The organism is Xanthocytophaga agilis, from assembly GCF_030068605.1.
GTDB classification, from domain to species: Bacteria; Bacteroidota; Bacteroidia; order Cytophagales; family 172606-1; genus Xanthocytophaga; species Xanthocytophaga agilis.
Window position 1 is genome coordinate 42,588 of record NZ_JASJOU010000024.1, and the last position, 26,152, is coordinate 68,739.

A 26,152-nucleotide genomic window follows, 5' to 3' on the forward strand; every position below is an offset into this window, starting at 1 on the left:
GTAGCCAATCGACGGGTTGAGTGCTACAGTCAGGTCTTACCATTCAAAAAAGTAAGAAGCTTATAGAATTATCGGCTGAATGTCCAGGTATCTACTTCTACTTTTGCTTTTTGCAGAGCGGTTGTAAATGCAGAAAGAGAAGAAAAAGAAAGTTGAGTAAGGATGCGATACTCTACTTCTATGGTAAACGAATGGTCGACAAAGGGCCAGGGGTCAACATGTAACATCCCTTTTTTATCCTGCCAGAGCTGATGGTGTATTCCATCAGGGCCCGTACTGATTTCAACCAGACGTTGTTCTGGTTGAATCTGACTCATACATAGAAGTAAAGACAATGCATCACTCCATTCCAGCAGACGGTAGCTTTTATTGGCAGTCTGTTTGGTAATATTCAGTTCTTTTATAAGCTGTTTTCGAAGAGTTTCCTGCTGTTGCAGGAACTGATCCAGTTGCGGATTGGTATGGCGTTTGGATGTATACAGAAATTCCAGATGCATAGACGTTAGTAATGCATTCCAGCGGCTCTTGGAGGCTGAAATCTCCATAACATTTTGGTACTGTTCCACACTAAATTCCATCAACTGAAAATGCTTGGGTGCACCAGCCTCAGTGAGATTTTCACTGGTAAATGATTCGGCCAGTCCATCGTCATGCTCTGCAATCGCAACCAGTGTTTCAGTCCAGTAAAGTGGTGGTTCTGAGAATTTCCAATGAGATGCGATTTGAGCTGCCAGAAGGCCATGTGCTCGCTGATAAATTATCTTCCAGCCATTTTCTATAGGACTTACTAACATAAAAGATTTTAACTTTTGCAAACAGTATAGGATAAATACTAGTTAAGAGAAAATAATTGTACCTCTTAACTATATATGGATTTACGTAGCGAAACACCTTTTTGGCTTATAAAAGATGGATTTATAAAGTCTTACAACAGTCTGAAACACAATACCAAAACTGAAGTACTTATTATAGGGGCAGGAATTACAGGAGCTTTGGTAGGATATCATCTGGCTCAGGCTGGAGTTGAGGTCACTTTAGTAGATCGCCGTCATGTTGGAATGGGGAGTACATGCGCCAGTACAGCTTTGTTGCAGTATGAAATCGACACACCTTTGTATCAGTTGATCCCCATGGTTGGAGAGAAACATGCTGTACGAAGTTATCATTTGTGTCTGGATGCAATTGATAAAGTAGGAGACATTGCTTCTACAGTTGGAGAGGGCAAAACTTTTCGTAACCGTAAAAGTTTTTATTATGCTTCCAGTACACGACATGTAGCTGCATTAAAAGAGGAGTATGAACTTCGTCGAAAACATGGCATTGCACTTAGCTGGCTTGATAAAGATGAGATTGCTGACAAATTTCATTTTTCAACACCTGCTGGTCTACTTTCCGATAAAGCGGCAGAGGTCGATGCCTATCGTCTTACGCATGCTCTTTTAAAGAAGATTGTTGCTATGGGAGGCAAAGTGTATGATAAAACAGAGGTTAAGGATATACACTATGCATCCAATCATGTACGAATAACAACCACAGAAGATTGTACCATTGAAGCAAAACGATTGGTTATAGCAGCAGGCTATGAGTCACAAAAGTATCTGAAACAACCTGTTGAAAATCTAAACTCTACCTTTGCTATCATCAGTGAACCTATGCCTGATGAAGCGATATGGTATGGAAACTGTCTGATCTGGGAGACTGATCGCCCTTACCTGTATATGCGAACTACAGTAGACAAACGAATTCTGGTTGGCGGGAGAGATGAGCCTTTTTACAATCCGAAACGCAGGGATGCTTTAATTCCTCGTAAAAGTGAAGCGTTAAAAAGAGCATTTGAAAAGAAGTTTCCTTCTATACGCTATCAGATTGATTACCAGTGGGCTGGTACTTTTACTGAAACGAAAGACGGATTGCCTTACATAGGCCAAAGCCCCGAACGGCCGCTAACCTATTTTGCCTTAGGATTTGGTGGCAATGGGATTACATTTAGCCTGATTGCTGCCGAAATAATCCGGGATTTGTACATGGGAAAGAAGAATTCAGATGAAGCTATTTTTTCTTTCAAGAGGCATTAGATGTTTTAAAAGAAGGCTTAGCTTAATTAGAAAGTTGTTAGTCCAAACTCTGTTCGATACTGTTTACTTAACCTGTGTTATCCAACGAAAAGTTAATTTACAAAGAGAGCAAAGATAACTTCAATCGTGTGTGGTCGTGTAGGTGCGTAGGCAATCCTTTTCCCGCGAGGTTGGCCTTTGGCCTTGCGGGTGGAAGGATCGGGAAAAGGTGCCCTTTTTTGCTTCATTTTTTGGCAAGCAAAAAATGAAGAAGCTACAAGAAGAGAGAAGATCAGCATTTTGAAAATACATGATTGAAGAAGTTATTGCCTCCTATTTTACCTAATATACCCTCCAAAATATTTCTCCAGCGAAGCTTTATCATACTTGTCTTCTCCTCTCCAGGATTCTGCAAAAATCCAGTCACCTTTTCCTCTGCTGGGTCTGTTATACGAGGCAGGTTTTAAAATATCGATACACGCCAGTATCTCTATGAGAACTTTTCGTTCATCTTTGGTGGATGGTATAACAGAGGCTAGTTTTTTTTCCAGAGCACCCGGATAGTCTGTAGGCTGGCTGCTTTCAATAATCTCCAGCATAGATCGAAAGATGGTAATGTCTTCTGCTGTGGGCTCTGGTATTTCTGCCAGTTGAAATTGTTGTAAGTCAAAAAAAGTGTATTCCAGATGTCCATGTCTCACACCTCCCCATTTGATTCTTTCAAAGTTGAGCACATTGAGATCTATATGTTTATAAAATTCGTCTCCTATTATGCCATACTTCAAATCTCTACAGATACCACAGGTATAACTTGTATGAGTTACTTTTCCTGTATTGTCATAGGATTGACCAGAAATAACCTTTGTATAGATGTGTGGTGGTAGTTGCTGAGCAATAAAATAAGAAGCAATGCCTGAACGCCAGTCCAGACGTCTTGTTGACAAACTACTCAGAAATGCTTTGACTACTTTGTCTATTGAAATCACAGAAAGTAGTCCATGTATCTGTACTAGGCACTGGTCATGTGAAATAGTCAGAGGATCAAACATTAATCCTTTGGATTTGGCATAGTCAAAATCGTCGGGATCTGTATATACCCGACTGACCCATCCGTTTTTCCAATAGGTTTTAAAGAGAAAGTTCTTTGCTTTTTTGTCCATAGAAAATTGCTTTTCTCAAGAGAGTTGTTATTCTGGTCCATCGATCTGTGGCTCAGGATCTAGTTTGAATTTCTGTGTTTTGGGATTAAATGCGACTGTCAGATAACCACCCATTCTGCCAATATCATTCCATACAAGAAATTCTTTTTTGTGGGGATTATAGACTTCTACATTGTCATAGATAATGGTTTTGACATTTCCGGTTTGGGTCTCAACAGCTGAAAGATCAATGACCTGGAAGAGAGTATTATCTTTCTTGTTAATGATCTTAAGCTTGTCCATATGGACTCTGTCTTCCCCTGGTTTTTTGGAGTAAATGCCTATGAAATAATAATTTTCCAGCGAATTTGTCTGGAGAACTTCATTATTGACAATGGCAGATTCAGGGGTGAGTTCTATCAACTTTGACACATAGTTGAGGTGTAATGGGAAGGTCTTTTGAGTGGAAAGATTTTTCCATACTCCTGTACTCCTCTTCTCAGAAAACTCAAATTCAAACGTAATTCTTTGTTTTTGGTCGTTTGCCTCATACAATACTACCTTTTTGGTCTGCCTGTTGAGCTTTCCTTCCAGTCGTATGGGGGTGTTATACGCATCGTACTTATAGACGCCAATCAGATTAAAATCTTTTTTGTCTTTCTCCCCAAAAAAACCATCCCGTACTTGTATGGAAAGTGTAATGGGATATTTACCAATGCTTCCTTTGTAAGTATAACATTCATACCAGCCCGCTTGCACTTGTGTAATACAAAGGAAAAGGATAAACAGAAGGCTTAGAATTGTTTTTGTCATAGTAATGAATTAATAAGATGATCTCCAGATCTCTCTCTGTTTTCCCCTTTTGTATAGACCCTGGCCAAAGATAGAAAAATAAAATCTCCACTAAGATACTTTTACAAATCGCATCATTTCCTCTATTTTTAGGCCGATCATTTTACTTTTTATGTTTGTATTAAAAACGAGTTACGATGTAGTGATTGTAGGAGGAGGTCATAACGGCTTGGTATCAGCCTGCTATCTGGCTAAAGCCGGTAAAAAAGTGTTGATTATAGAGAAAAATGACTATATCGGAGGAGCCACCACCTCTCAACAAATATTTCCTGATTACGATGCCCGTCTGTCCCGCTATTCTTATCTGGTAAGTTTGTTTCCTGAAAAGATTGTCAAAGATCTGAACCTGCGTCTTTTGTTAAGAAGGCGTAAGATTGCTTCCTATACACCTTTTAATGAGAATGGAAGGTACAATGGGTTATTGATCAGCAACGAGAATGAAGAACTGACACAACAACAGATAGAGTCTTTACATCCAGGAGACTATAAGGGATATCAGAAGATTCAGGGAGTTAATCACCTGATGGCCGAGAAAATCTGGGATTCATTTTTACAACCCTTGCAAAGCCGACAGGAGTGGGAAAGAAGATTTACCACAGCAGATGAACAATCTGCATGGAAATGGCTGATAGAAAAGCCAATAGGGGAGTTGATCGAATCACATGTGCAGCACGATATTTTAAGGGGAGTATTGCTGACGGATGCGAAAATTGGCGCTTTTACACAGGCACATGATGAATCATTGCTTCAAAATCGTACCTATCTGTACCACGTAATAGGAAATAAAACCGGCGAGTGGCGTGTACCTTTGGGTGGAATGGGTAATGTAGTACAGGCATTGATATCCTGCGCAAACCAATACGGTGTCAATATGCTGGCAAGTGCTAATGTAACAGATATCAGAAAAGGCAGTGCATACCATACTGTTGCATTTACACAGAATAATGTGGCACAGGAAATAAAAGCTTCTTATGTATTAATTAATGCTGCACCCCAACAACTAGCTGACTGGATGGGAGATTCCTATACTCCTGATCCGGAAGATGAAGGTACAGCTTTTAAGATCAATTTTTTGCTGAAAAGGTTGCCTGACTTAAAGCAGCCAAACATCTCTGCTGAAGATGCGTTTGCCGGAACGTTTCATATCAATCAGTCATACAGTCAGATGGCGCAGTCTTATCGGGAGGCAATGGCTGGAAAGCTACCACAGGTATTGCCTGGTGAAGTATACTGTCATACATTGACAGATAGTACCGTTATGTCGCCTGAAATGACCCGGATAGGTTTCCATACCCTGACCTTGTTTGGACTTGATTTACCCTATCGGTTGTTTACAGACCGAAACATTGCTACCAAAAAACAGGTGATAGCAAGTTATATTGCTGGAATTAACGAATACCTGGAAGAACCATTGGAAGCTTGTATTGCAGAAGATATGTATGGAAAGCCTTGTATAGAGGCTAAAAGTGCACTGGATCTGGAGCGGGAACTGGGAATGCCACAAGGCAATATTTTTCACAATGCCTTGAGTTGGTTCTTTGCAGAGAACGCAGACGAAAACCAGACCTGGGGGGTAGAAACAAATCACGAACGTATTTATCTGTGTGGCTCAGGTGCTCGCAGAGGTGGTGCTGTTAGTGGTATACCCGGACATAATGCCGCCATGAAGATACTTTCTGAGAAACGTAAGTAAATGATTATATTATAGATCTTATAGTATGAACAATACATTTTCCTGGGATTTATTTTATCAGATGCCTATTGTAGGCATTTTGCGTAATTTTCCCACTGAAACCATGGATGGCCTGGCTTTTTACTATGCAGAGTCTGGCCTTACCAATCTGGAGATAACCATGAACTCAGAAGGTGCTGAGTCTACAATTGCTTTTCTGTGTCAGAAATATGGAACCCGGTTGAATATCGGAGCGGGTACAGTATGCACTCTGGATGATCTGGACAAGGCATTACATGCAGGAGCACAGTTTATTGTGACACCTATTCTGGATGAAGACGTAATTAAAAGCTGCGTTGCCAAAGGTGTACCTATCTTTCCGGGAGCCTATACGCCTACTGAAATTTATCAGGCATGGAAGTGGGGGGCTAGTATGGTAAAAGTGTTTCCAGCTTCCCGGTTAGGGCCAGAATTCATTAAAGAAGTCCTGGCGCCTCTGAATCAGATCAAACTAATGCCTACAGGAGGCGTTAATCTTGAGAACTGTATTACATTTCTGAAAGCTGGAGCAAAAGGTCTGGGTATGGGAGGACAACTTTTTCCAAAAGAATTGATTCAGCAACGGGAATGGGAACAAGTAAGTGGTATATTCAAGCAATTTGTAGAGAAAGTTCAGGCTTTTCAAGCTGTTCAGACATAGAACGGATCTGCGGAGTTTTCTGTTGGACATATGTAGACCTCTGAATTGTTTGCTATACCAACTCCAATCTTACTTTTTGATCTGAGTTATGCATATTCAACGATACTTCCCAAGAGAAGCCTTAAAGCCTTTCATTAAGCAGTTTGTACTTATTGAGAGTGAGCATATGCAGGAGAATAGGATACTACCTGATACTTCTATTGTACTGGCATTCCGTTGTAAGGGATTGGTAAAAACCAGAGAAGAAAGTGAGAGTATTGTTTTACCTTCCTCTGTTATTACAGGTATTCGGACGGCTTCGCGTACAATGCACTATACGCCACAGACGACCAATCTGCTGGTAATCTTTAATGAATATGGAGCATCTGCTTTTTTCAAAGATCCTTTGTTTGAACTAGCAGGCATCAGTACATCACTAGATAACCTGATACCTGCCTGGAAGGTGAGAGATATTGAAGCACAACTGGCAGAAGTACAGAATACTATACAACGTATACGAGTTGTAGAACAATTTCTGATGGGTGAATTAAAGGTTCGTGAGCCAGATCTGCTTATCCTTAATTCATTGCAAAAGATCCGGCTGGCTCAAGGAAATATACGCATCAAAGAACTTGTACAGGATGTGCCATTAAGCCGTGATCCTTTTGAGAAACGGTTTCGACGTGTGGTAGGTACCTCTCCTAAGCAATTTGCCTCTATTGTTCGGCTACGTAATTTTATTACGACCTATTCATCGGCTCAAAGCCTTACCGAAGCCGCTTATGACGCAGGTTATTTTGATCAGTCACACTTTATTAAAAGCTTTCGTTTGTTTACAGGTCAGGCTCCTCACGACTTTTTCAGATCAGCATCGTTTTGGTAACCACAACTTGTTTGTTTTCTCTTAATCCCATTTTATTGTGTTAGAAGCTTTGCAAAAGTATGTCGATCAGATTGTTAAGCTGGATGCTACTGACTGGATTGCTTTCAGCCAACTGTTTACTGAAAGTATACTGAAACGTGGAGAGTATTTTGCGGAAGCAGGGCGACAAGAATATCAGATTGGATTTCTGACAAAAGGTGTGGTTCGGGCGTTTTATCGTAACACAGAAGGGCAGGAGTACAACAAGACCTTTTTTACTGATAATGAATTTATAGGTGCCTATGCCTCTCTGGTTATGCAAGTCTCTAATCAGATTAATCTGCAGGCATTGACAGACTGCAGTATACTGGTGGCAAACTATAATGAGGTAACAACTCTGTTTGAACATCACAGAACAATAGAGACATTTGCCCGTAAGATGGCAGAATATTTTTATGTATATAAAGAAAAGCGGGAGATAGACTTGGTATTATTACAGGCCGATGAACGGTATAAACGCTTTCAACAGGAATATCCGGATCTTGAAAATCAGATACCACAATACCATATTGCTTCCTATCTGGGAATTACCCCTACTCAGCTAAGCCGTATTCGGGCAAAGAAATAATTCCTTTACATATGTAAATGCACAAGCCTGATACATATAGGAGCTTTGTATAAACAGGCAAATAACTATATGCAGCTTACAGGCAATAAAATTCTTATTACAGGAGCTACCAGTGGTATTGGAAAGGCTCTAACTCTGAAGTTTCTGGAACTGGATAATCAAATCATTGCAGTTGGTCGAAATCGTGACCGGCTGAATGAACTTGCTTCTATGAGCAATCAGATTATCCCTTTTGAATGCGATGTATCTCAAACTACTGATCTGGATAGACTGGTAACATTTGTAGAACAGAAGCATACTGATACAAATATTCTGATCAACAATGCAGGAATTCAGTACAATTATGATTTTGAACAAGAGCTACATCTGATCAATAAGATTGAATATGAAGTAGAGGTTAACCTGCTTGCTCCCTTGAAACTAACTGCTTTGTTATGGCCGATTTTACAACTTCAACCAAATGCAGCTCTGGTAAATGTATCTTCAGGTTTGGGTATTGTACCAAAAATGCAGGCGCCGGTATATTGCGCTACAAAAGCAGGAATACATATTTTCTCAAAAGCTTTACGTGATCAATCTGATAAAATCCGGATCTTTGAAATCATTCCACCTCTGGTGGATACCGAAATGACCAAAGGGCGGGGCAAAGGCAAGATTTCGCCTGAAAAGTTAGTAAATGAATTTATTCGGGCATTCGGCAAAGATCACTTTGAAATAAGTATTGGAAAGGTTAAACTGCTCAAACTGATAAACAGATTGAGTCCGGCTCTGGCAGAAAAGATCATGAACAGAGGAGTATAGTGTAATCTTGCTTTGTTTTATACGTTTTCTATTTTTCTGGAAGTAGCATCTTTCCTTTATTGTCCTTCTGAAAGAATCTCTTGACAAATAGAGCCATGTTTGGTTTTAGAGAAAAAAAATGCTCTCTGATCGGAAAGGCCGCCGGTCTTGTCACAAGATTCTTGCAGAAGGACAAAAGGGGAGAAAGTATTTTTATTCTTGCTCTACCCACATTGAGTGTTTGCTGCGTTGGTACAATGAGAGCCATGTTTAGGTTGCTGATTGCCAAACTCCATGCTAATTAGATAGGCTTGCGGGTTACTGTTAATTGTGACTACTTGTTATTTAACACATCCGATATCTTCAAGTTCGCACAACTACCTTTGTAATAGCTTGGAAGAAGATAGTTTTTTTCTTTACCATCCCTTCCTGACAGAGTAATGTAGACAGGATGTAACATATAATTTTCACCAATGGATAACGGGTGATCCCAGTCATAGGTGTATATTGGGTAAAACGAAATGACAAAGGTATTCCCTCTTTTCGACAAATTATCTAATTCAAAACTATCTGACCAGATGCGGGAGATTGTTAAATTACTATCATTTATGATCTGAACAAATGCTTTTTCTTCTAATGCCCGATATAAATTATCATATATCTCTATAGTGAAAAAGGTGATAACTATAATCGCTAAAGGTTGTAGTGTCTTTGTCCATCTGGACTTGTATTTGAAAATGAATATGATGCATAGAATCAGTGTTGCCAAACTAAAGAGGAAATAAGCTAGAATTGTAAAGAATGCAATGATTTCTATCTCAACTGATTCTGCAAAGTAAGTCCGTTTATAAAACCAATAAAGAAAAATACTACTGCCTGTAATAAGTGGAGATAATGCTGTGATGTAACTTATCCGCAAAAGTGTAGCTCCTTTGGTGTAGTTCTCGGACATGGGTTATACTACCTGTTATATATTTTGCTAATACTACTTAATTGTACTTTCATATTAGTAGTAACCTCCATTCTGTTACTTTGACTTTCTGAGCGATAATTGGCATCCTATTTCAACACTAATCAGATGTTCGTAAGCCAGCTGAGGCTTTGTATCAAATCTCAAAAGTGTAGGGCGGTAAATAAGTCCGGCAAAGAGGTACTTGGAAAACATATGATATCCATTTAGAGTAACTCCCAGTGAATGACTTGTTTTCTTTACCGGATCACGGGTAGGAGGTGGAGGTGAAAACCGATCATAGTAGCGAAAGTCCCAGGTATTTCTGGAAAAGTTGAGACCATACCCATACACAAAACGTTTCTTACAATAATTGTTTGTCAGGCTCAGATAGGTAGAGGTGATAAGTTGATATTCTCCACTAAGATCTACAGCTGCGGGTATAGGTAAAAAAAAGTCTGCAGCAGCATTGGCAGTTAGTCGCAGATATCTGTTTGTCTGGTAATAATAGTTAATGCCAATAGCCGCACCCCAGAAACCTGTATTTGATTGACGTTTTTCCTGAGCAGGTTTTAATGAAAAGCTGTTTATATAGGGTGTGGAAAATGTTAGATCTATGTGGCCTTTAGGTATGGAGTAGTCTTTCGCAAAGTAATTCTTCCAGCTTTTCACTGGGCCAGATTCAATGGTTGTTGTTGAGTCTTTGATCCTTAAATAGACATGATTGCCATAGTAAAATCGTTTAGGGTTAGTAAGGTCAATGAGATAGGCTGCCGGAGCAATATAGGTCCATACTAGATTTCCGTAGATAAAATGTGGGTTGAGAGACGATTTGAGTGTATATAAAGCTGTTGTGGAATCAGTTATCAGCTTGATAGGTAAATCTTCTTTGGACCTTTTTACCTTGACTATGGCAGGCAAATTATAGGTAGTCTGGTTAACAACAGCTTTACTGTTCTGAACATCAGAAGTAATGGTAAGATTATATGTTTTCTCTTCAATAATGTGGTACAGGATGCCAGAGTCAGAAGTATCAGAAAGAAAAAACCTCTCATAATGAGTTAGTAAGATATACAAAGAATGTAGCCGATTCTTTTGAGAGGAGTAATATAATGTAACTGTCGGGTAATTTACTTAAATTCTATCAGAGGTGAAATTTCTGGCAGCAAAATAAACTGACTGGATCAGGCATACATTCTGATTGTAATTCTGTCGTTCCTATAATAAAATCCGAATTCTTACTGCACAATGATGCTTATCCTATATCAATTATTCTTTTTGTTGTGTATTAATGAGTCTACACTTGTTCCGGAGAAGTTTTTTTCGGTAAAAGATTTAAAAGACGAGTCTTTGTATTCACTGTCTGTTCAACATGATCCAACAAATGATAATGTTATTATTTCCCTAAAAGGAAATAAGCAATCTGCTATAACTATAACAGGAGTGGCTGAGATATGTACCAGTTCTATTGTGAATAATCATTTTCTGAAGCTGGAATACCGAATAAGGGCAGGAAGTGGTATCCATTGCAGAAAGACAGGTATCTATCAGATTTGTAATGGTATGTTATACAATAGCTTGTATATACGTTCTCAATATATTGAATATATCAATACCACTTCTGAATCCAATGTTGTATCAAAGACAAGTTATCACATCAGCTTAAAGATTGTAGAACAGGAGAAAATATTTTCTTTGATCCTCACTGAACATCTTATTGGAGAATCAAAAAGAAATAGGAAAACGTATAGCCCTGTCAAGCTGCGACTCAACCTGGAGAAGGGTGTTTTTTATACTGACACTATTAATCTTACTGGTAAGTACACTTTTAGAAATAAAGCCAATCACATAGATACCTCAACTTATAAAAATCAGAAGGTATATGTGATTAAGTTAAACGGCACCTGTTATATGCTATTCAGACAAAGATACTATGTTAGTGATAACAGATTACTTAACAGCTTTACTGAGTTATAACTTTTAATAGAAGTTCTTGAGTAACTATCGTTCTGAAAAAGAATCTTTTTATACGAATGCGTTGTGGTTTGGTTTTGAGATGAGGAAAGACATGAATTTGCTCGTGGTAATGGAGTTACACTTGTACTAGGGGTTGCTAATACAGGAACTTGTGATTGTGTTGGTTCTATTGAAACTATTTTCTTCTCTGCCTGTATTTTCTTCACAAAGTGTAATGCCTTGAATAGTTCAAAATCCATACACTCATATTGCTCTTCCTGCTCGAGTCTTTTCCAGATATCGTAGGCTGTTTTAATTCGAATGCGAACCTGATCCCTCTTCAGCTCTTTCAATACATACTTAGTAGCATTATCCTTGTCTTTTTTCTTTTCTAAGACAGCTAGGTGATACTCATTGCGTTTGTATTTCGCATTGACTTCTTTATACTCTTTTTCCGCTTTTTTGAGTTGCTTGTTGCGTTCCTTCGAGGCAGCTTGTACTTCCAGTTTCGCTTTTTGCTCAGTGGCATGTGCCAGTAAAGTCATCAGAAGGGTTTGATTGGCAAGTGATTGTTCTTCATCTTCTTGAATAGCTTTGATGCGGTGTGCCATCCGAAATAATTCCAGGTTCAGACGGGCTTCTTCTGCCATCAGGCGGTAATATTCAGATTTGTATTTGCGAATAGCAGTTGTATTAGTATGATATCTTGCCATATATCCGAACAAAGTTTAGAGTGGTTTTTTGTTACTTTAGTGGTTTGTTATGAACAGATAAATTTTTAAATAAGTTTATAATGTTGACTAATATTTAATAAAATATTTTTTCGTGCGAGTTTATAGCTGTGTAGTAGTTTATTAGGAGTTGTTTGTCGAGTAGATCCTGTAGCTGATATATTGTATTGTTGTTCCATTTACCTTTGTTCAATGCTACAAACAGAACCTGAGCAAGTTATGAGTTACTACTAAGTTGGAGAAATACATCCATGATAGAGCAGATCCACCTTCCTTTAGACAAAGGAAGAGCATTGGTGTGTACAACCCTGCAATCCGTTGAGCTACAAAGTAAAGGTGTTGTACAGTACAAGGTTGTTTACAAATAATATAAAGTAGCCCGAAATAAATTCTTATATATGGACTATATATTTCTGTCAAAGATATATCGCATAAGTTTGCTAGTATTAGCCTTTTTGCTTCTTGTTTTACCTGGAGTTGGTTCGCATAGGATAAGTTTGACTAATCCGGAAACCCGCTTTTTATTCGGAAGTGCTGTTCTATGTTTTTTACCGCTTGTATTTATTCTCTGGTTGAGTGGAGAAGTACATTACGTGAATTTCTGAAAATGTTTGTCGTGGTTTTACAAGTAGGGGTAGTGATATTACTACTATCTTTCATATATTTTCTTTTTACTTCTTCTAGTGATCCTGTTTTTCGCTATTTATCAAGTTGCATTTTGGGAGTACTTATCATTGCTGCTATACTTCTGATAAAGCAGGTGCTAACAGAGTGGTAACATCCTGATTTTTGAGTTGAAGGATTCAATGAGAAAGAGTTATATCTGTTCGAGTATCTATGGCCTGATGGATAGTATTAATCTGCTTGATTTTATTATTTAGAGTTGTTCAATAACTTTTTCTAGTGCTCCTCTTACAGAAGGAATAATTGTACACCCACGTGGGTCTGATAGGTCAGTACCTAGGCTCATTGGGCCTTCGGGTGCTTTTTTTGCTAATTTCAGCAGAGTTTCTTTGTAGGCTATCGGCTTAGATGCTGCCAAAGCCCATATACAGGTGACCTTGATAAAAGTATCATTTTTCTTATTTTCTATCATTCCAATCAGGGCTTCCTGTGTGGGTTGCGAATGATACCATGTTAAGGCTCTGGCTGCGGAAATCTGGTTATGAGGGTTTTTTGAATTATGTAGAAAGGGAAGGATCTGATCGTTGTAATCTGTCAATTGAAGATGAAAGATGCATTCCAGAGCTATATGTTGAAGTGAAGCTGTTGCCAGATCTTTTTTTTCGAAACTAGCAGGTGGCAAATGGAGAGATTCGTTTATGAAGTTTTTAATATATGTTTGATCATAGGTTAGTCCATGTGCATGACGAAATAGAGCGATTGTTGTACCTTCGTATATATCGGGAGATATTGGTACTTTGATAAAACTATGGCGATAGGTTGCATACACATAACCATCTTTTACAAGTGCGTACCCAGATGTGGGAGTTGAGATACCCATATTTCCTTTTTCATCTTTTTTTAGAAAAAAATAACAGCTATCCACCTTACTCCAATCAAGTTCATGGTCATCATGAGCGGACCGACTACAATAACGAAGCAGGTAATAATGAGTAATTTGAACCTGCTCTGGTAGTCTATTACCTGCCAGGTTCTTTACTATTTGAATGGCCATTCCTTTTTCTGAGTCTATTGATAATACCTTACCAAGTACAAAATTATCTGCTTCCCGCATAATCTGATCCTGCCAGGGTTCTTCCCAGGTTGTTGCCATGCTGAAAATACTTATCCAGAGAAAAAGAAACAATGTTACGCAAGCAGATTTTTTCATAGTAGTACAAAACGTTTTAGTGAGGTGGTTAATGAATCTGTAAGCTAGAATATGGTTAGCCTTTTTGAGAATTATTCAATCCTAGATCTGAATAGAGCTTCTGTTTTAAGGAATTAAGTTTCATCATGTAAGAGAAATATCTACCAGATTCAGGATTACTGCTTTTCTTACGAGTCCAGCTGTGTTTTTTACATCCAGTTTTAAGCATATATTTTTTCTGTGTCCCTCTACTGTCCGTTCACTGATGAAAAGCTTTTCTCCGATTTCCTGCATGGTATATTCCTGACAAATCAATTCCAGAATTTCCTTTTCCCGTGAGCTTAACTGCATTGATGGCATGGACTTTCTGTTCTTGTTTTTTAGTCCGGCAAGCAATGATTTGGATACCATTTCATTTAAATACATTCCTTTCTCATACACAGTTCGTATCGCTAGTTCCAGTTCATCTCGTTTTACGTCCTTGGGAAGATAGCCATTGGCATCTTGTTCCATCATGTAGCTAATCATACGAGGTTCTGTATGCATGGAGAGCACAATGATCTTGGGTTTGGGATTCTGCATCGAAACGGTTTTAAGTGTTTCAATACCATTCATATCTTTCATCTCTATATCCAATAAAATAACGTCAGCAGTCGTAATTTTTAGCTGGTTGATGAGATCTTTTCCACTTTCAGCTTCCAGTGTCAATTGCACACCCTCCATACTGTCTATAATCATGCGAATGCCTTCACGAAATAGACTATGGTCATCTGCAATGCCTACATTAATCATAATTCATGGGATATAAATTTGTGAATATCCATTTCCATAAGAAGATGAATACCTTTTTCTGGCTTAATTATTTTCATTTTTCCATCCAACAAATTCAGACGGCTTTCAATGCTTTTCATTCCCAATCCACTGTTGGTGTTATCTGGTTCAAAACCAATGCCATCATCTTTATATGTAAGATACAGTTGATGTTGCTGGTCTTTGATGTGCAGAAAAATATGAGATGCTTTGGCATGCTTTAATGTGTTGCCGATTAGTTCCTGTATAATCCGATAGAGAATAAGTTCAGCCTCTTTACTTAGTTCAATAGTGATTTGATGGGTAAACTGAAATTGTATTCCTGCTTCATTTAATTTTTCTGAAAGGCTCTCAACTGCTTCTATCAAACCTAGGTTTTCCAGAATAACAGGACGCAAATCATGTGAAATACGCCTGATATTAAACATCATTTCATCAAATAAGCCATTCATCTTGTTGCTTACCTGTTGCAGGTGTTCTTCCGCTTTGACATAACTGAGTTGGTTGAAATATAGTCGGGATGTCGTAAGTAGTACACCAATTTCATCATGGAGATCATGAGCAATACGATTTCGTTCTTTTTCCTGACTTTCAATAGTAGCCTTTAATAATTGTTTCTGATAATGATGCTCTAGTTGCTTTTGCTGTAAATCCTTGGCAACCATTCTGCGTTGGTGAATCACAAATATTAAGACAATACCCATGGCAAGAGCAAAAAGCCCTATCATGCTTGCTAACAGAATTTCTGATAAACCAATACCATTTTGCTCCATCTCAATTTTAAAAAATAAATGCAGACATGCGATGCCTATAGATAGAAATTATAGCAGTTGAAACGCTTCTAATGAATCCTAATACAATTTTTTGTGGTTGAAGCAATATCTGTTTAGCTTTTTGACGTGCGTGTTTTCTCCTGATTCCTGATTAAAAGTGCTATTGCATACAGGATATAGTGCACAATATTAAACAAAGCATGTGTACCCCAGATTACCCCTTTTGTTTTCATTGACTCTGATATCAAATCATTAGCCACATAAAATAAAACCAAAGAGCCTGAAAAATAGGTAAGTACAGATGCATTAATCCAGAACATAGGCACACGCTCCAGATGTCGGTTTTCCAGATCACGCAGCTCTTTATAAAAATAGAGAATAGCCAGTACAATTAATAAAATGCATTCAACAAATATGGTATGTGAATTAAATTGTTTCAGGCTTTGAAAAAAAACAGTGTTGATGATAGCAAATAAGGCAAATGCAATCATTACCGCAAGCACATAAACAGATTTTATCAATGTATTTATATGTTTTCGGTAAATAGTAGCCAATAGTAGGAATTCTGCAATAGTATAAAAATGGAAAATGAAATTATTATTTATGTGTATTTTCCATAACCATACTGAAACCAATTCGACAGGTAAGGTTATAATAAGAAGATAGAATACTATTTTTTGCTCAAATCGTAAGGTTCGGAATCTGAGAATAGCGATAAGTATACAGGCTAAGATAAGAAGATGGACTATCCATCTTGTTATCTCAAGAAACACAAAGTTCTCCATTTGGATTTTCTACGTTGGGCAGCTTGATGGACAAGGGGATGTGTATTCATAAAAAATGCTGATTGACCCATCTTCCTGTTTGATACTTCTTAATCCAAGTTTATGAATACTAAGAATTAGTTTTGTCTCATCCAGGCGATTTGTATTGAGAACTAATTCAAAGATAGGAGAGAATGTAAACATGTCAGAATGCCTTTCCTTATTCATGTCCGCACCTAAGTGGAAGATTATTTTTTGGATGTGGCCTCTGTTGTCGTTTATCACCTGCCAGAATACTGGATTGATATTTTTTGTGAAATGGTATCCCAACAGTCGTTTTCTGACCAGTCGCTTCAAAGAGCCTATCTTTGCCATCGAATTATCTTCCAGTTTTGCCCCAAATACATCAGTAATCGTCTCAGACTCCATTTCTCTCCAGTTTTTGGATAACCAGTCGAAAAGTTCATAAGAAATTTTGGCGATAGTTAGAGTTACAGATGGAGGCTCTATGTATTGAAACTCAAATGGTTTATCAGGTTCACAGCTAGTTTGAAGAATTGGCTTAAATGTGAAATACTCAGGATTAGATTCTATGGAATCAAGTCCCATCATTATGTTAAAGTCTATGAAATCATTCGCTTGGACCTTGTCAGGAAAAGCTTGATCAAGATCGCGAGCAGTAAGCTCAAGTGAACACAGTCTTTCAAACTGTAATCCATTGTTTTTAGTAAAGTGGTTAACTAATCCAGAAGAATAACATTGCTGCCAGTTTCTAATTTTTTGTTCTGCCTGAGGACGAGTAATTGAGCAATCTTCCATGAGATAAAATGATTAAATAAATGGGTTTGTTATTGGCTCAAGTTATCTGCAACGGCTACAATATCCAAACACATTCATGCTAACCTATTGAAAAACACGGGAAAACCCCTATGTGAATCCGTCATTTCCCCCGTTTGATAAAACAGGAGTTTTTGCGCTTAAAGGCTCTGTCGTTTCTACTGACCTTTGTTATATCAAATGCATTTGAGAAAGGTGGAGCGAAACCACTTTAAAAATGAGCTGGCCTGCACAGAATACAAAGTAGGAGGTGTGTTCCGAAAAGCCTGAAAAGAGTAGGAAGAACTTTTAACTACAACACTAAATTTATGGGTACCAAAAGAACAGAATTCGAATTAGTAAACAATGATCCTCTCAAGACAATTGTTGCTATCAACGTTACGAACTGGTCACGTTATGATTATCCGGAAGAACTTAATCCTTCCCAACTAGAATCTTTGGTTCCTATTAAACCAAATGAGAGCAAGATGATGAGCCTGGAATTACGGAATGGAGCTACCGGATGTCCTTTTTATGTGAAGCTGATTTTTAGTGATAACAGTTATGCTGAATTCAATGTTGTGCAAAGAGATGCATTTGAAAAGATCACAGATAGATCTGTACCATTGTTAACAGGTGTTAGAGCTTTTGAAAATGCAGAGGACAATCAACCTGAAGGTTATCATGGACAGGTACATGTTACTCTTACTAATTACACTTGTTAACGTTGGTTAACAGATTCCTCAAAGGTGAATGCCGAAAAACCTTTATATAAATAGAGTAGGCAGAAAAAAACAATAAATACATTTATGGCAAGTACATATAAAACCCAGTTCGAATTAACAAATAATCTGGAGTTTCCTATCAGTATCCAGAAGGTTACTTTTGATGAATATGATTTTCCAGATGGGCATAACACTCCAGAACAATTAAACAAGAAAACGTTACAGAAAGGTGAAAGTCTTAAAGTTCCTCTAGAACTTCGTGAAGGTGCCAGGTATTGTGGGTTTACAACTGTAGCAGGTGTAAATGAGGATGTTATAACCTTTAAGGTTATTCAGAGAGATGCCTATGAACGGATTATCCGGAAAGAGATACCTGTAGCTACAAGTCTCATCGCTGTCCAGAATTGTACTCAGGAAAAAATGAAAGAAGGTGTACATGGTCGTAATACTATTACAATCAAGATTGAAAGTGCGAACTAGTATTGACTCAACTAAATTACAAACACAACAGGCTCTGAATAGTCAGAGCCTGTTGTGTATATTAAATATATTCTGCCAGTTCCAGCCAACGGTCTGTCTTGGTTCCCAGCGTACGTTCGATTGTTTCAATTTCTTTGGCCCAGCCTGTTATTTCTTCATGGTTGGGACTACCTGTATTTAGCTTGGCAACTAGTTTAGACTTTTTCTCTTCCAGTTCTTCAATCTCTTTTTCCAGTGTCTCATATTCCTTCTGCTCTTTGAAGGACAGCTTTCGCTTGGCTGCTTCCTGGGTAGGAGTAGAAGTCTGTACCACCGGCTCTGGTTTATTTGCTTTCTGAGCCTGAACTTTTTCCTGCTCGTCCTTGTCCTCCAGCCACTCGCGGTAATCGGTATAGTTACCAGGGAAATCGCGAATTTTGCCTTCGCCTTCAAATACAAACAAGTGATCTACCAGACGGTCCATGAAGTAACGGTCGTGTGATACCAATAGTAAACAACCACCAAAGTTTTCGAGAAAATCTTCCAACACGTTTAGCGTAGTAAGATCCAGGTCGTTGGTAGGCTCATCAAGAATCAGGAAGTTTGGATTTTTGATGAGTACACGAAGCAACTGTAACCGACGTTTTTCACCCCCACTAAGTTTTGCTACCAGATCCCATTGCTTGGCAGGCGGGAAAAGAAACAGATTCAAAAACTGAGAGGCTGTTAGTGTTTGTCCATTGGCAAGTGTTACTACCTCTGCTATTTCCTGCACCAGTTCAATAACCCGCTGGTTGTCTTTGTAAACCAATTCCTGCTGAGTGTAATAACCGATTTGAGTAGTATCTCCTTTATCTACAGTTCCTTTGTCAGGTTGCAGATTGCCTGTCAGCAGATTTAGAAAGGTAGTTTTTCCAATGCCATTTTTACCGACAATCCCTATCCGATCCTGTTTTTTGAATACGTAGGTAAAGTCGTCCACCATTTTCTGAGCGCCAAATGACTTGTATACATGGTCCAGTTCAATGATCTTATTACCAAGCCGGGTTGTTTTTACGCTTAATTCCAGTTGGGCATTGGCTTTGGTTCCAGCTGCTTTTTCTTTTAGCTCATAAAATGCATCAATCCGATATTTGGCTTTTGTTCCACGGGCTTTCGGCATACGACGCATCCATTCCAGTTCCTTACGAAGCAGATTGCGGGCTTTTTCCGTTTCTGCTGTTTGTTGTGCTTCCCGTTCCGCTTTCTTTTCCAAAAAATACCCATAATTGCCCTGATAACGGTATAATTGTCCCCGATCTATTTCAACAATGGTATTGGTTACCGCATCCAGGAAATACCGGTCGTGTGTAATCAGGATCAATGTTATGTTTTGTGAAGACAAATGATGTTCCAGCCATTCAATTGCACCCAGATCCAGGTGGTTGGTAGGTTCGTCCATAATCAGCAGATCGGGATGCTCAATCAATACTCTTGCTAGTGCTACCCGTTTACGTTGTCCTCCGGATAGCTGGCTAATCTTTTTCTCCAGATCATGAATATCCAGTTTACCTAAAATCTGTTTTACTTCTGATTCATACTCCCACGCTTTGGTTGCATCCATTTGTGTAATGGCTTTGTCCATCAGGTCTGAATTTTCCGGATGCTCCATGGCCTGTTCATACAACTTAATAGCAGAGAGTGCAGGATGACCAGTGGAAAACAAGGTATCCATAATACTTAGGTCCTGCTCAAAATCAGGATTTTGAGATAAGAAGCCAATGGATATTTCTTTGCGGGTACTAACCTTACCTTCATCAGCAGGCAGTGTACCTGCCAGGATATTCAAAAGTGTACTTTTGCCAATACCATTTGGCCCAACGATGGCTACCTTTTCGCCCCTGCTGACACCAAAAGAAATGTTACGAAACAACCAGCGGTCACTAAACGACTTGCCTATATTTTCGGCGGATATATAATTCATAGGATAGAAAAAACAAATAAACGAAATGCTTGTCAGACAGATAAATCATTGTTTGATGTCATCTATCAAACAAGTATTCTAATAAATACTGAATAAGTTTGCAAAGGTAGGGCTTTTTATATTCAGAAAGATATTATTTTGAAAAGGACTCTATTGTTACTATTTCTGAGTTATTGCTATTTATATACATGAATATCTGGGATCATTGTTTATTGTCACAACGAAAGTTTGGAGGGCAACCGGGAGATTATGAGAAGATCCATAGCTTTATGGATTCTTCCAAATATTTTTTCTATCATAATAAACATAGGTTACTGATACACAATTTATTTGGGGTAGAACTGGCTACAGAGCTATTGGGAAACTTTATTGAAAACTCAGATCATAAAAAGGTATTGGTGCGGGATGTGGCTATCGAACATTGCAGGGAAGATCTGGATGGCAAAATCCCTACGCTGTATGACTGGCTCAAAGATAATACGGAACTGGAAAGTATGCTAGGAGAAGTGCCTGACTTGGGAAATGACACCTGGAATCGGTTTTTATGGCGACCCTTTCTTCGCAGTGAGTTGAAAGCCTCGCTGATTATCACCTGTAGCGACTTTGGTGTATTTCTAATGGAGCATTTTCATGGATTGGAAGCCGCTAAACAGCTTGCACGTAATTTAGATCCGGAGTGTAAAGTAAAGCCGTTTCTGGAGAAATTCAGATTTACACAACGCTGGCAGTACACTCCTCAACAGGAAGAATTGGAGTGGTTGCGTAAAAATGCGGTTTCTCAAAAGTAACAAGTATTGTATGTGGTTTTATTTAAAAAAGGTGTTTACTAACAAAGAGGTAAAATACGAAAAGGGAAAGCTTCTATCAGCATGGCTAAGTAATTCTATAATTCCTCCCTTGACGATTAAGGAGCTTGTAAAGAGTGCTCGTATTGCTGATGAAAAGATTTTAGCAGAGTGGGATGCAGGTGGAGATAATAAGTGTATCAATATAAAAGTAGGGGATGAATATGATGATAGGTTCTTTGGGAAGTTGTGTTCAGAAATTGTGGAAAAGCTGCAGTTGCCTCATGATGGTGATTACTATAATAAAGGATGTGGAGAAATTGATATAAATGAGAAGGGCCAGATTGTATTGACCTATTCTACGCGTGCCCATTATTATGATTATAATGGAGCATGGACAAATCAATCAGCTGGAGACAATTTGATTTCTATTGAATGGGTAGATATAGAAGATGTATTTCAACTTGAACAGTATTTACATCGAGTCAATATTTCCTTTTTGTTAACAATGGGATTAGATGAAAATAAGGAGATTAACTACACTACCTATGGGGAATTGATTGATGTTCGAATTTGGGAAGGTGATGGATTAGATATTTTTGTGCCTTCTGCTGCTTCTGAATTTTATTTGAAAGTTATTAAAGACTACATGAAGAAGTTTGAAAAGGAATTTAATAAGATAGAAGACGTAAGTGGTAGTAAAGAGATGGATTCCATAGAGATCAATGGTACTCTGGAACCTGGAAAAATTAGATTGGAGTTACGAAAAACATATGTAGTCATTGATTATATTATTGAAAATAAATCGGTAGTTTTAATTTACTAATTAAGGTGTCTTATCTACTCTATTTTTAGACATTATAACTATAGCAAAATGTGGTCTTATTGGAAAAAGATATATAATTCATTCTTTACAAACCAGGTAAATACAGAAAAGGAAGAATCTATAATACATAAACAGGGGCCAACAGTATATCCTCCTTTGAATGCAGTGACAACTAAATCAGAAGAAGCGGAGATAGATGTAAGAAAGGAAAGAGATATAAATACTGTTTTGAAAGAGGCAATAGTTGAACAATTATCTGCTGGAAAACCTATTCCTGTAGACTGGAACGCTGGAGGAGACGAAACTATTTGCAATGTACAAATCGGGGAGGCATATGACTACAAGAAAGATGGAATCAATATTGGATGGGAATTGGGCGATCTGATTGCACAGGTATTGGAGTTACCCAATGCTGGAGAGTATTTTAATAATGGAAAGGGGCATATCGAAGTAGACCAGAAAGGGCAGGTTGTATTACATTATTCGGCGCGAGCTTACTACTATGATTACGAAGAAAGTGATTGGGTAGATGGAGAGCCAGCCGAAAATGTTTCGTCTACTGAATGGATACCTGTAGATGATCCCTTTCATCTGAATCAATACTTACATAGGGTCAATATTAACTTTTCTGTCTGGATGCATGTAGAAGGGCGTAATACTATTACGTATGATTCGTATGGAGGCCTGATTCATACACAGGTCCGGGAGGGAGACGAAATGTCTGTTCCTATTCCAAAAGAGGCAGAGGCTTTTTATGGAGAAGTAATCCGGAAACGATTGCAAAAGTTTGAAAAGGACTTTGAATTTAGTGAGGAAGTTGCGAAGAGTAAGTCGTTGCATTCGATTGATGTGAGTGGTAGATTAGAGGAAGGTGGGGTTCGGTTAGAATTACAAAAATCCTATGTAGTGATCGATTTTATCGCTGACAATGAATCTGTGGTTTTAATCAAATAGTACTATGGCAGTGTATACAAAAGGTATAGCTTTCGAGAAATTGGAAACTGTGCTGAAGATTTATAAAAAACAGGCACGATCACAAAAGGAGGTGTTGTCATTGTTCTCTCAGGAAAGCCATCGAAAGACTATTGAAAATACCTATGAGAAACTGACACCTCTGACTATTGCGGAAGCTTTACTGTTATCTAATGCAGAACAGCGTATGGTTGCTTTACAATGTTTTGGGGTCGAAGAGTTGGTGACTAAACTGAATGCAAAACAGTTAGATGCACAGACTATCACCAAAAAACAGATCCGGTGGGATGAGCATCTGAAACCCTATGAACATACCTATGAGGATACCTATGAGCTATACAAGATAGATGCTAAATCACTGGGTATAGAACGTCATTTCTGGCGTGAGCCGGCTATTTATTTTGTCAAGTGTCAGTGTGCTTCTACAGATAGACTATATTATTTGTATGTGTCTGAAGATATTGCTCAGCAACAAGATGCTATTGCCGCTATTGCCTGGACTATGCGATTCAATGGTAAACCGCTGACCAAGCAACAGTATTTGAATCTTATGTATTCAGAAACGTAAACTATGCATAATTTTATGGAATTTGAAAGAGTGTATCGGCACGGTGATGTGCTGTTATTTAAGGTTGCTGAGGCAGGTGTTACTGCCAATGTGAAGGAACGTACCAAAAAACTGACACTCGAACTGGGTGAGGTAACTGGTCACTCACATCAGCTTGCAGGAGATGTAGAAGTATTGGATTCTCCTGTGGAAAAGGATCAACTGCTGTTCAGAGTAACTGATCAGGCTGTGTTAACACATGAGGAGCACGAACGTATTGTACTGGAAAAAGGAGTTTATCTGAAAGTAAGTCAGGTAGAATACGATCCGTTTCAGGACTTGATTGTACGAATAAGAGACTAATATATTTGATACCTACAAAAAGCTAGCTGGTTATATACAATCAGCTAGTCTTAGGTTTTTAATGTGTTAAACGCCTTAACTTACAATGATTGAATTTTTTGATATAGGTTGGTTGACTATAAAATCAGAATCTAAGGAAGCCGTGATTCAGTCTCTGAATCTGAGTGAACCATTTATACAACTAGATTGGAATACTGGAGTTTCTGTTGTGATGGGTGATATTTGGGATGGAGTGCCTTTTAGTAGAGTGTATGTAAGTAGTCCTATGCGAGGTTGGGTTCTGGTTGTTGGAGACTGGATTAGTCAAACAGATAAAGCGGCTTTATGTCAGCGATTAAGTGAAACTTACGAGGAGGTATGGGCTTTTTCTACCCAGATGCGAATGGACTTCTGGTTTTATCTGTATTGCAAAGGTGGGAAGGTAATCCGACATTTTGAAAAAGATGGAGAGAACATTATAGATGAAGGGGAGTTATTAAAGAAAGAAAAGACTTTGCGAAAAGAAAGTCTGCTTGATGAAGAGGAGGATGTAAATAATCCGGAAAACTGGTATGGTGAAGATATTGTGATGGGTGTGGCTGAACTATTTACCATTGATCCTAACGAGCTTCCGGAAGCTATACTGAAAAAACAGTTAGGAACATTGGCTGTAACCGATGTGGGCAGAGAAAAAGGAATATCTGAAAACCCTATCGAACAATGGAAAGAGTCTTAAAAGTGAATCTGTGTATAAGGCAGTAGTTTTTTAATCCGATTTATTTCCTGTTCTGAGAATAAGTTATCCTGTAAATCGAGTTGTTTTAACCGTTTTAGATTCTGAATGCTGTCTGGCAGACTTGTCAAGCGATTTTTGTTTAGACTCAGATACTGAAGATTTTCCAGACTCCCAATACTTTTTGGAATGAACTCCAACTGGTTATTATATACCCTAAGCTCTTTCAGTCTTTTTAATGCCCCAATATTCTCCGGCAACTGCTTTAGCTGATTATTATGCAGGTGCAGTTTGGTCAGCTTTGGTAAGCTATTGAGATCAATATCTAACTCTTCCAATTGGTTGTTGACCAGAAACAAACGTTTCAATTGAGACAGTTTTTGAAGGTTAGCTTTTTTGATTTGGTTGAAACTCAGGTTGATTTCCTGCAACGGCTGAATTTCGTTTAAGGTATCAGGCCATTGAGTTAGTTGATTGATATATAAATTGAGTATCCGCAACGATTTGGATCGTGTCAGACCAAAAGGAAGTTTCTGCAGATAATTATGACTAAGATTAACCAGACGTAAATGTTCAAGTTCTCCTATACTATCTGGCAGAGTTTGCAAATAGTTATGTGGTAAGAAAAGGACAGATAAATGCTTTACATTCCCTATTGTATCTGGTAATTGTGTAAGTTGATTAAAACCTGCATATAAACTTTCCAACTGTTTGAGATCCTCTACTCTGCGTGGAAGGGTTGTAATCTGGTTGTGATTGATGTTAATGGTTCTGAGACCAGCTTGTTTGAGTAATGCCTCCGGAAAATAGCGAAAACGATTATATGCTAGGGAGATGCTCTGTACAGCGTTGGCTACATGTTTATCTTTGTAATAAAAAAACTCAAATGGAAGATCTTCCAGAAGATTGTGACTCAGATTAAGAGATGTAGAATACCGGGATGTTGATAATAGACTACCTATAGTGGGAGGAAGTTTGGTGAGGTTGCAATGACTCAGATCAAAGTTCGCATTCCAACGGTCATAGGTTTGAATCGTAATCTGATCATAGGCAAGCTTTAACCATAATTTTTTCTTTTCAATAGAGGCATTGACAGGTATGTATTTTACAACAGGATGTTTTAATCCTTTCAGCATCTGAAAGGCCAGTTCAATATTGGTATTATAATCAGAAGCAATCAACCGGATTAGGTTCTGCGTCATCTCAAGCCCTCCTTCTAAGTCTTCCGGATAACCGTTATACGTTACCCAAGAACGGGTAATAGGTGTAGACGCTTCTGTGGATACTTCTTTTGTCTGTTCAACTGGTAAATGGACTACCTGTTCCTGAGTTTCTTGTTGAACTGGTTGCTGCTCCTGTAACGGTTGAGATACAGACGAACGGGTGAGTTTATGAATAAATGCTTTTAATGACTTCAACATCTGTAGTGGTAATAACAGTTGATTCAGGCACTCTCTCAGGCTTTTCTTCCTGGTAATCCGCAATAGATTGTATATACTAAACCAAAGAAAACACTTGTTTG

General features: G+C 38.3%; 28 protein-coding genes. 15 read left to right on the forward strand and 13 right to left on the reverse strand.

The window, feature by feature from the left end:
- Positions 1–68: 68 nt before the first annotated feature.
- Complete coding sequence (locus QNI22_RS38040; protein WP_314519570.1) at positions 69–794, reverse strand: DUF3891 family protein; 726 nt, start codon at positions 792–794, stop codon at positions 69–71.
- Positions 795–869: 75 nt separating this feature from the next.
- Between QNI22_RS38040 and QNI22_RS38045 the strand changes: the two genes are divergently transcribed.
- Positions 870–2,075, forward strand: coding sequence for an NAD(P)/FAD-dependent oxidoreductase (locus QNI22_RS38045; protein ID WP_314519571.1), 1,206 nt, complete (start codon positions 870–872; stop codon positions 2,073–2,075).
- 317 nt (positions 2,076–2,392) lie between these two features.
- Here the strand turns inward: QNI22_RS38045 and QNI22_RS38050 are convergent, their stop codons facing one another.
- Both QNI22_RS38050 and QNI22_RS38055 read right to left on the reverse strand, forming a co-directional pair.
- Positions 2,393–3,214, reverse strand: coding sequence for a hypothetical protein (locus QNI22_RS38050; protein ID WP_314519573.1), 822 nt, complete (start codon positions 3,212–3,214; stop codon positions 2,393–2,395).
- Between the two features lie 27 nt (positions 3,215–3,241).
- Complete coding sequence (locus tag QNI22_RS38055; protein ID WP_314519575.1) at positions 3,242–4,006, reverse strand: hypothetical protein; 765 nt, start codon at positions 4,004–4,006, stop codon at positions 3,242–3,244.
- A gap of 151 nt (positions 4,007–4,157) precedes the next feature.
- Here QNI22_RS38055 and QNI22_RS38060 point away from each other — a divergent pair, with 151 nt between their 5' ends.
- The 5 genes from QNI22_RS38060 to QNI22_RS38080 all read left to right on the forward strand — a co-directional run bounded on the left by QNI22_RS38060 (position 4,158) and on the right by QNI22_RS38080 (position 8,687).
- On the forward strand, positions 4,158–5,738 hold the full coding sequence (locus QNI22_RS38060) for a phytoene desaturase family protein (protein WP_314519578.1): 1,581 nt from the start codon (positions 4,158–4,160) through the stop codon (positions 5,736–5,738).
- A 25-nt stretch (positions 5,739–5,763) separates the two neighbouring features.
- Positions 5,764–6,417 (forward strand): bifunctional 4-hydroxy-2-oxoglutarate aldolase/2-dehydro-3-deoxy-phosphogluconate aldolase, encoded by a 654-nt coding sequence (locus QNI22_RS38065; RefSeq protein ID WP_314519579.1) that lies wholly within the window; start codon positions 5,764–5,766, stop codon positions 6,415–6,417.
- Positions 6,418–6,505: 88 nt separating this feature from the next.
- Positions 6,506–7,279, forward strand: coding sequence for a helix-turn-helix domain-containing protein (locus QNI22_RS38070; RefSeq protein ID WP_314519581.1), 774 nt, complete (start codon positions 6,506–6,508; stop codon positions 7,277–7,279).
- Positions 7,280–7,328: 49 nt separating this feature from the next.
- Entirely contained in the window at positions 7,329–7,886 is a 558-nt protein-coding gene (locus QNI22_RS38075; protein ID WP_314519583.1) for a Crp/Fnr family transcriptional regulator, read from the forward strand.
- A 69-nt stretch (positions 7,887–7,955) separates the two neighbouring features.
- Entirely contained in the window at positions 7,956–8,687 is a 732-nt protein-coding gene (locus tag QNI22_RS38080; protein ID WP_314519585.1) for an SDR family oxidoreductase, read from the forward strand.
- A 313-nt stretch (positions 8,688–9,000) separates the two neighbouring features.
- On the opposite strand, the gene QNI22_RS38085 is transcribed toward QNI22_RS38080, so the two are convergent.
- Entirely contained in the window at positions 9,001–9,618 is a 618-nt protein-coding gene (locus QNI22_RS38085) for a hypothetical protein (RefSeq protein WP_314519587.1), read from the reverse strand.
- A gap of 75 nt (positions 9,619–9,693) precedes the next feature.
- On the reverse strand, positions 9,694–10,692 hold the full coding sequence (locus QNI22_RS38090) for a hypothetical protein (RefSeq protein ID WP_314519588.1): 999 nt from the start codon (positions 10,690–10,692) through the stop codon (positions 9,694–9,696).
- Between the two features lie 171 nt (positions 10,693–10,863).
- Between QNI22_RS38090 and QNI22_RS38095 the strand changes: the two genes are divergently transcribed.
- The gene (locus QNI22_RS38095; protein ID WP_314519589.1) at positions 10,864–11,592 is read left to right on the forward strand and encodes a hypothetical protein; all 729 of its coding nucleotides are present in this window, start codon (positions 10,864–10,866) and stop codon (positions 11,590–11,592) included.
- On the opposite strand, the gene QNI22_RS38100 is transcribed toward QNI22_RS38095, so the two are convergent.
- From QNI22_RS38100 to QNI22_RS38125, 6 genes are all read right to left on the reverse strand, one after another.
- Positions 11,547–12,284, reverse strand: a complete 738-nt coding sequence (locus tag QNI22_RS38100) for a BAR domain-containing protein (RefSeq protein ID WP_314519590.1) — start codon at positions 12,282–12,284, stop codon at positions 11,547–11,549. The two genes, QNI22_RS38095 and QNI22_RS38100, sit on opposite strands and share 46 nt — an antisense overlap.
- An 895-nt stretch (positions 12,285–13,179) precedes the next feature.
- Positions 13,180–14,136, reverse strand: coding sequence for a HEAT repeat domain-containing protein (locus QNI22_RS38105; protein WP_314519591.1), 957 nt, complete (start codon positions 14,134–14,136; stop codon positions 13,180–13,182).
- A 123-nt stretch (positions 14,137–14,259) separates the two neighbouring features.
- On the reverse strand, positions 14,260–14,907 hold the full coding sequence (locus tag QNI22_RS38110) for a response regulator transcription factor (protein ID WP_314519593.1): 648 nt from the start codon (positions 14,905–14,907) through the stop codon (positions 14,260–14,262).
- Positions 14,904–15,698 (reverse strand): sensor histidine kinase, encoded by a 795-nt coding sequence (locus QNI22_RS38115; protein ID WP_314519595.1) that lies wholly within the window; start codon positions 15,696–15,698, stop codon positions 14,904–14,906. Before QNI22_RS38115 ends, QNI22_RS38110 begins: the two co-directional genes overlap by 4 nt.
- A gap of 113 nt (positions 15,699–15,811) precedes the next feature.
- Positions 15,812–16,219, reverse strand: a complete 408-nt coding sequence (locus QNI22_RS38120) for a hypothetical protein (RefSeq protein WP_314519598.1) — start codon at positions 16,217–16,219, stop codon at positions 15,812–15,814.
- Between the two features lie 273 nt (positions 16,220–16,492).
- Positions 16,493–17,281, reverse strand: a complete 789-nt coding sequence (locus QNI22_RS38125; protein ID WP_314519601.1) for a hypothetical protein — start codon at positions 17,279–17,281, stop codon at positions 16,493–16,495.
- 326 nt (positions 17,282–17,607) lie between these two features.
- Between QNI22_RS38125 and QNI22_RS38130 the strand changes: the two genes are divergently transcribed.
- Both QNI22_RS38130 and QNI22_RS38135 read left to right on the forward strand, forming a co-directional pair.
- Positions 17,608–18,003, forward strand: a complete 396-nt coding sequence (locus QNI22_RS38130) for a hypothetical protein (RefSeq protein WP_314004477.1) — start codon at positions 17,608–17,610, stop codon at positions 18,001–18,003.
- Positions 18,004–18,087: 84 nt separating this feature from the next.
- Positions 18,088–18,483, forward strand: coding sequence for a hypothetical protein (locus QNI22_RS38135; RefSeq protein ID WP_314004479.1), 396 nt, complete (start codon positions 18,088–18,090; stop codon positions 18,481–18,483).
- Positions 18,484–18,544: 61 nt separating this feature from the next.
- On the opposite strand, the gene QNI22_RS38140 is transcribed toward QNI22_RS38135, so the two are convergent.
- The gene (locus QNI22_RS38140) at positions 18,545–20,425 is read right to left on the reverse strand and encodes an ABC-F family ATP-binding cassette domain-containing protein (RefSeq protein ID WP_314519604.1); all 1,881 of its coding nucleotides are present in this window, start codon (positions 20,423–20,425) and stop codon (positions 18,545–18,547) included.
- Positions 20,426–20,613: 188 nt separating this feature from the next.
- Here QNI22_RS38140 and QNI22_RS38145 point away from each other — a divergent pair, with 188 nt between their 5' ends.
- The 6 genes from QNI22_RS38145 (at position 20,614) to QNI22_RS38170 (ending at position 24,633) form a co-directional block, all read left to right on the forward strand.
- Positions 20,614–21,213, forward strand: coding sequence for a DUF6915 family protein (locus tag QNI22_RS38145; protein WP_314519606.1), 600 nt, complete (start codon positions 20,614–20,616; stop codon positions 21,211–21,213).
- A 10-nt stretch (positions 21,214–21,223) separates the two neighbouring features.
- Positions 21,224–22,036, forward strand: coding sequence for a hypothetical protein (locus tag QNI22_RS38150; RefSeq protein ID WP_314519608.1), 813 nt, complete (start codon positions 21,224–21,226; stop codon positions 22,034–22,036).
- Positions 22,037–22,084: 48 nt separating this feature from the next.
- Positions 22,085–22,990: a hypothetical protein gene (locus QNI22_RS38155; RefSeq protein ID WP_314519610.1), complete on the forward strand. Its 906-nt coding sequence runs from the start codon at positions 22,085–22,087 to the stop codon at positions 22,988–22,990.
- 4 nt (positions 22,991–22,994) lie between these two features.
- Entirely contained in the window at positions 22,995–23,576 is a 582-nt protein-coding gene (locus tag QNI22_RS38160; protein WP_314519613.1) for a hypothetical protein, read from the forward strand.
- A gap of 3 nt (positions 23,577–23,579) precedes the next feature.
- Positions 23,580–23,918 (forward strand): hypothetical protein, encoded by a 339-nt coding sequence (locus tag QNI22_RS38165; protein WP_314004491.1) that lies wholly within the window; start codon positions 23,580–23,582, stop codon positions 23,916–23,918.
- Between the two features lie 85 nt (positions 23,919–24,003).
- On the forward strand, positions 24,004–24,633 hold the full coding sequence (locus tag QNI22_RS38170) for a hypothetical protein (RefSeq protein WP_314519615.1): 630 nt from the start codon (positions 24,004–24,006) through the stop codon (positions 24,631–24,633).
- Here QNI22_RS38170 and QNI22_RS38175 read toward each other — a convergent pair.
- Positions 24,630–26,051 carry a leucine-rich repeat domain-containing protein gene (locus QNI22_RS38175; RefSeq protein ID WP_314519618.1) on the reverse strand — a complete coding sequence of 474 codons (1,422 nt, stop codon included), beginning with the start codon at positions 26,049–26,051 and terminating at the stop codon, positions 24,630–24,632. The two genes, QNI22_RS38170 and QNI22_RS38175, sit on opposite strands and share 4 nt — an antisense overlap.
- Between the last annotated feature and the right edge of the window lie 101 nt (positions 26,052–26,152).

Bases quoted from the DNA above. Each gene is read 5' to 3' on its own strand.
- QNI22_RS38040 (WP_314519570.1), bottom strand. From the start codon at position 794: ATGTTAGTAAGTCCTATAGAAAATGGCTGGAAGATAATTTATCAGCGA.
- QNI22_RS38045 (WP_314519571.1), top strand. From the start codon at position 870: ATGGATTTACGTAGCGAAACACCTTTTTGGCTTATAAAAGATGGATTT.
- QNI22_RS38050 (WP_314519573.1), bottom strand. From the start codon at position 3,214: ATGGACAAAAAAGCAAAGAACTTTCTCTTTAAAACCTATTGGAAAAAC.
- QNI22_RS38055 (WP_314519575.1), bottom strand. From the start codon at position 4,006: ATGACAAAAACAATTCTAAGCCTTCTGTTTATCCTTTTCCTTTGTATT.
- QNI22_RS38060 (WP_314519578.1), top strand. From the start codon at position 4,158: ATGTTTGTATTAAAAACGAGTTACGATGTAGTGATTGTAGGAGGAGGT.
- QNI22_RS38065 (WP_314519579.1), top strand. From the start codon at position 5,764: ATGAACAATACATTTTCCTGGGATTTATTTTATCAGATGCCTATTGTA.
- QNI22_RS38070 (WP_314519581.1), top strand. From the start codon at position 6,506: ATGCATATTCAACGATACTTCCCAAGAGAAGCCTTAAAGCCTTTCATT.
- QNI22_RS38080 (WP_314519585.1), top strand. From the start codon at position 7,956: ATGCAGCTTACAGGCAATAAAATTCTTATTACAGGAGCTACCAGTGGT.
- QNI22_RS38085 (WP_314519587.1), bottom strand. From the start codon at position 9,618: ATGTCCGAGAACTACACCAAAGGAGCTACACTTTTGCGGATAAGTTAC.
- QNI22_RS38095 (WP_314519589.1), top strand. From the start codon at position 10,864: ATGATGCTTATCCTATATCAATTATTCTTTTTGTTGTGTATTAATGAG.
- QNI22_RS38100 (WP_314519590.1), bottom strand. From the start codon at position 12,284: ATGGCAAGATATCATACTAATACAACTGCTATTCGCAAATACAAATCT.
- QNI22_RS38105 (WP_314519591.1), bottom strand. From the start codon at position 14,136: ATGAAAAAATCTGCTTGCGTAACATTGTTTCTTTTTCTCTGGATAAGT.
- QNI22_RS38110 (WP_314519593.1), bottom strand. From the start codon at position 14,907: ATGATTAATGTAGGCATTGCAGATGACCATAGTCTATTTCGTGAAGGC.
- QNI22_RS38115 (WP_314519595.1), bottom strand. From the start codon at position 15,698: ATGGAGCAAAATGGTATTGGTTTATCAGAAATTCTGTTAGCAAGCATG.
- QNI22_RS38125 (WP_314519601.1), bottom strand. From the start codon at position 17,281: ATGGAAGATTGCTCAATTACTCGTCCTCAGGCAGAACAAAAAATTAGA.
- QNI22_RS38130 (WP_314004477.1), top strand. From the start codon at position 17,608: ATGGGTACCAAAAGAACAGAATTCGAATTAGTAAACAATGATCCTCTC.
- QNI22_RS38135 (WP_314004479.1), top strand. From the start codon at position 18,088: ATGGCAAGTACATATAAAACCCAGTTCGAATTAACAAATAATCTGGAG.
- QNI22_RS38140 (WP_314519604.1), bottom strand. From the start codon at position 20,425: ATGAATTATATATCCGCCGAAAATATAGGCAAGTCGTTTAGTGACCGC.
- QNI22_RS38145 (WP_314519606.1), top strand. From the start codon at position 20,614: ATGAATATCTGGGATCATTGTTTATTGTCACAACGAAAGTTTGGAGGG.
- QNI22_RS38150 (WP_314519608.1), top strand. From the start codon at position 21,224: ATGTGGTTTTATTTAAAAAAGGTGTTTACTAACAAAGAGGTAAAATAC.
- QNI22_RS38155 (WP_314519610.1), top strand. From the start codon at position 22,085: ATGTGGTCTTATTGGAAAAAGATATATAATTCATTCTTTACAAACCAG.
- QNI22_RS38160 (WP_314519613.1), top strand. From the start codon at position 22,995: ATGGCAGTGTATACAAAAGGTATAGCTTTCGAGAAATTGGAAACTGTG.
- QNI22_RS38165 (WP_314004491.1), top strand. From the start codon at position 23,580: ATGCATAATTTTATGGAATTTGAAAGAGTGTATCGGCACGGTGATGTG.
- QNI22_RS38170 (WP_314519615.1), top strand. From the start codon at position 24,004: ATGATTGAATTTTTTGATATAGGTTGGTTGACTATAAAATCAGAATCT.
- QNI22_RS38175 (WP_314519618.1), bottom strand. From the start codon at position 26,051: ATGTTGAAGTCATTAAAAGCATTTATTCATAAACTCACCCGTTCGTCT.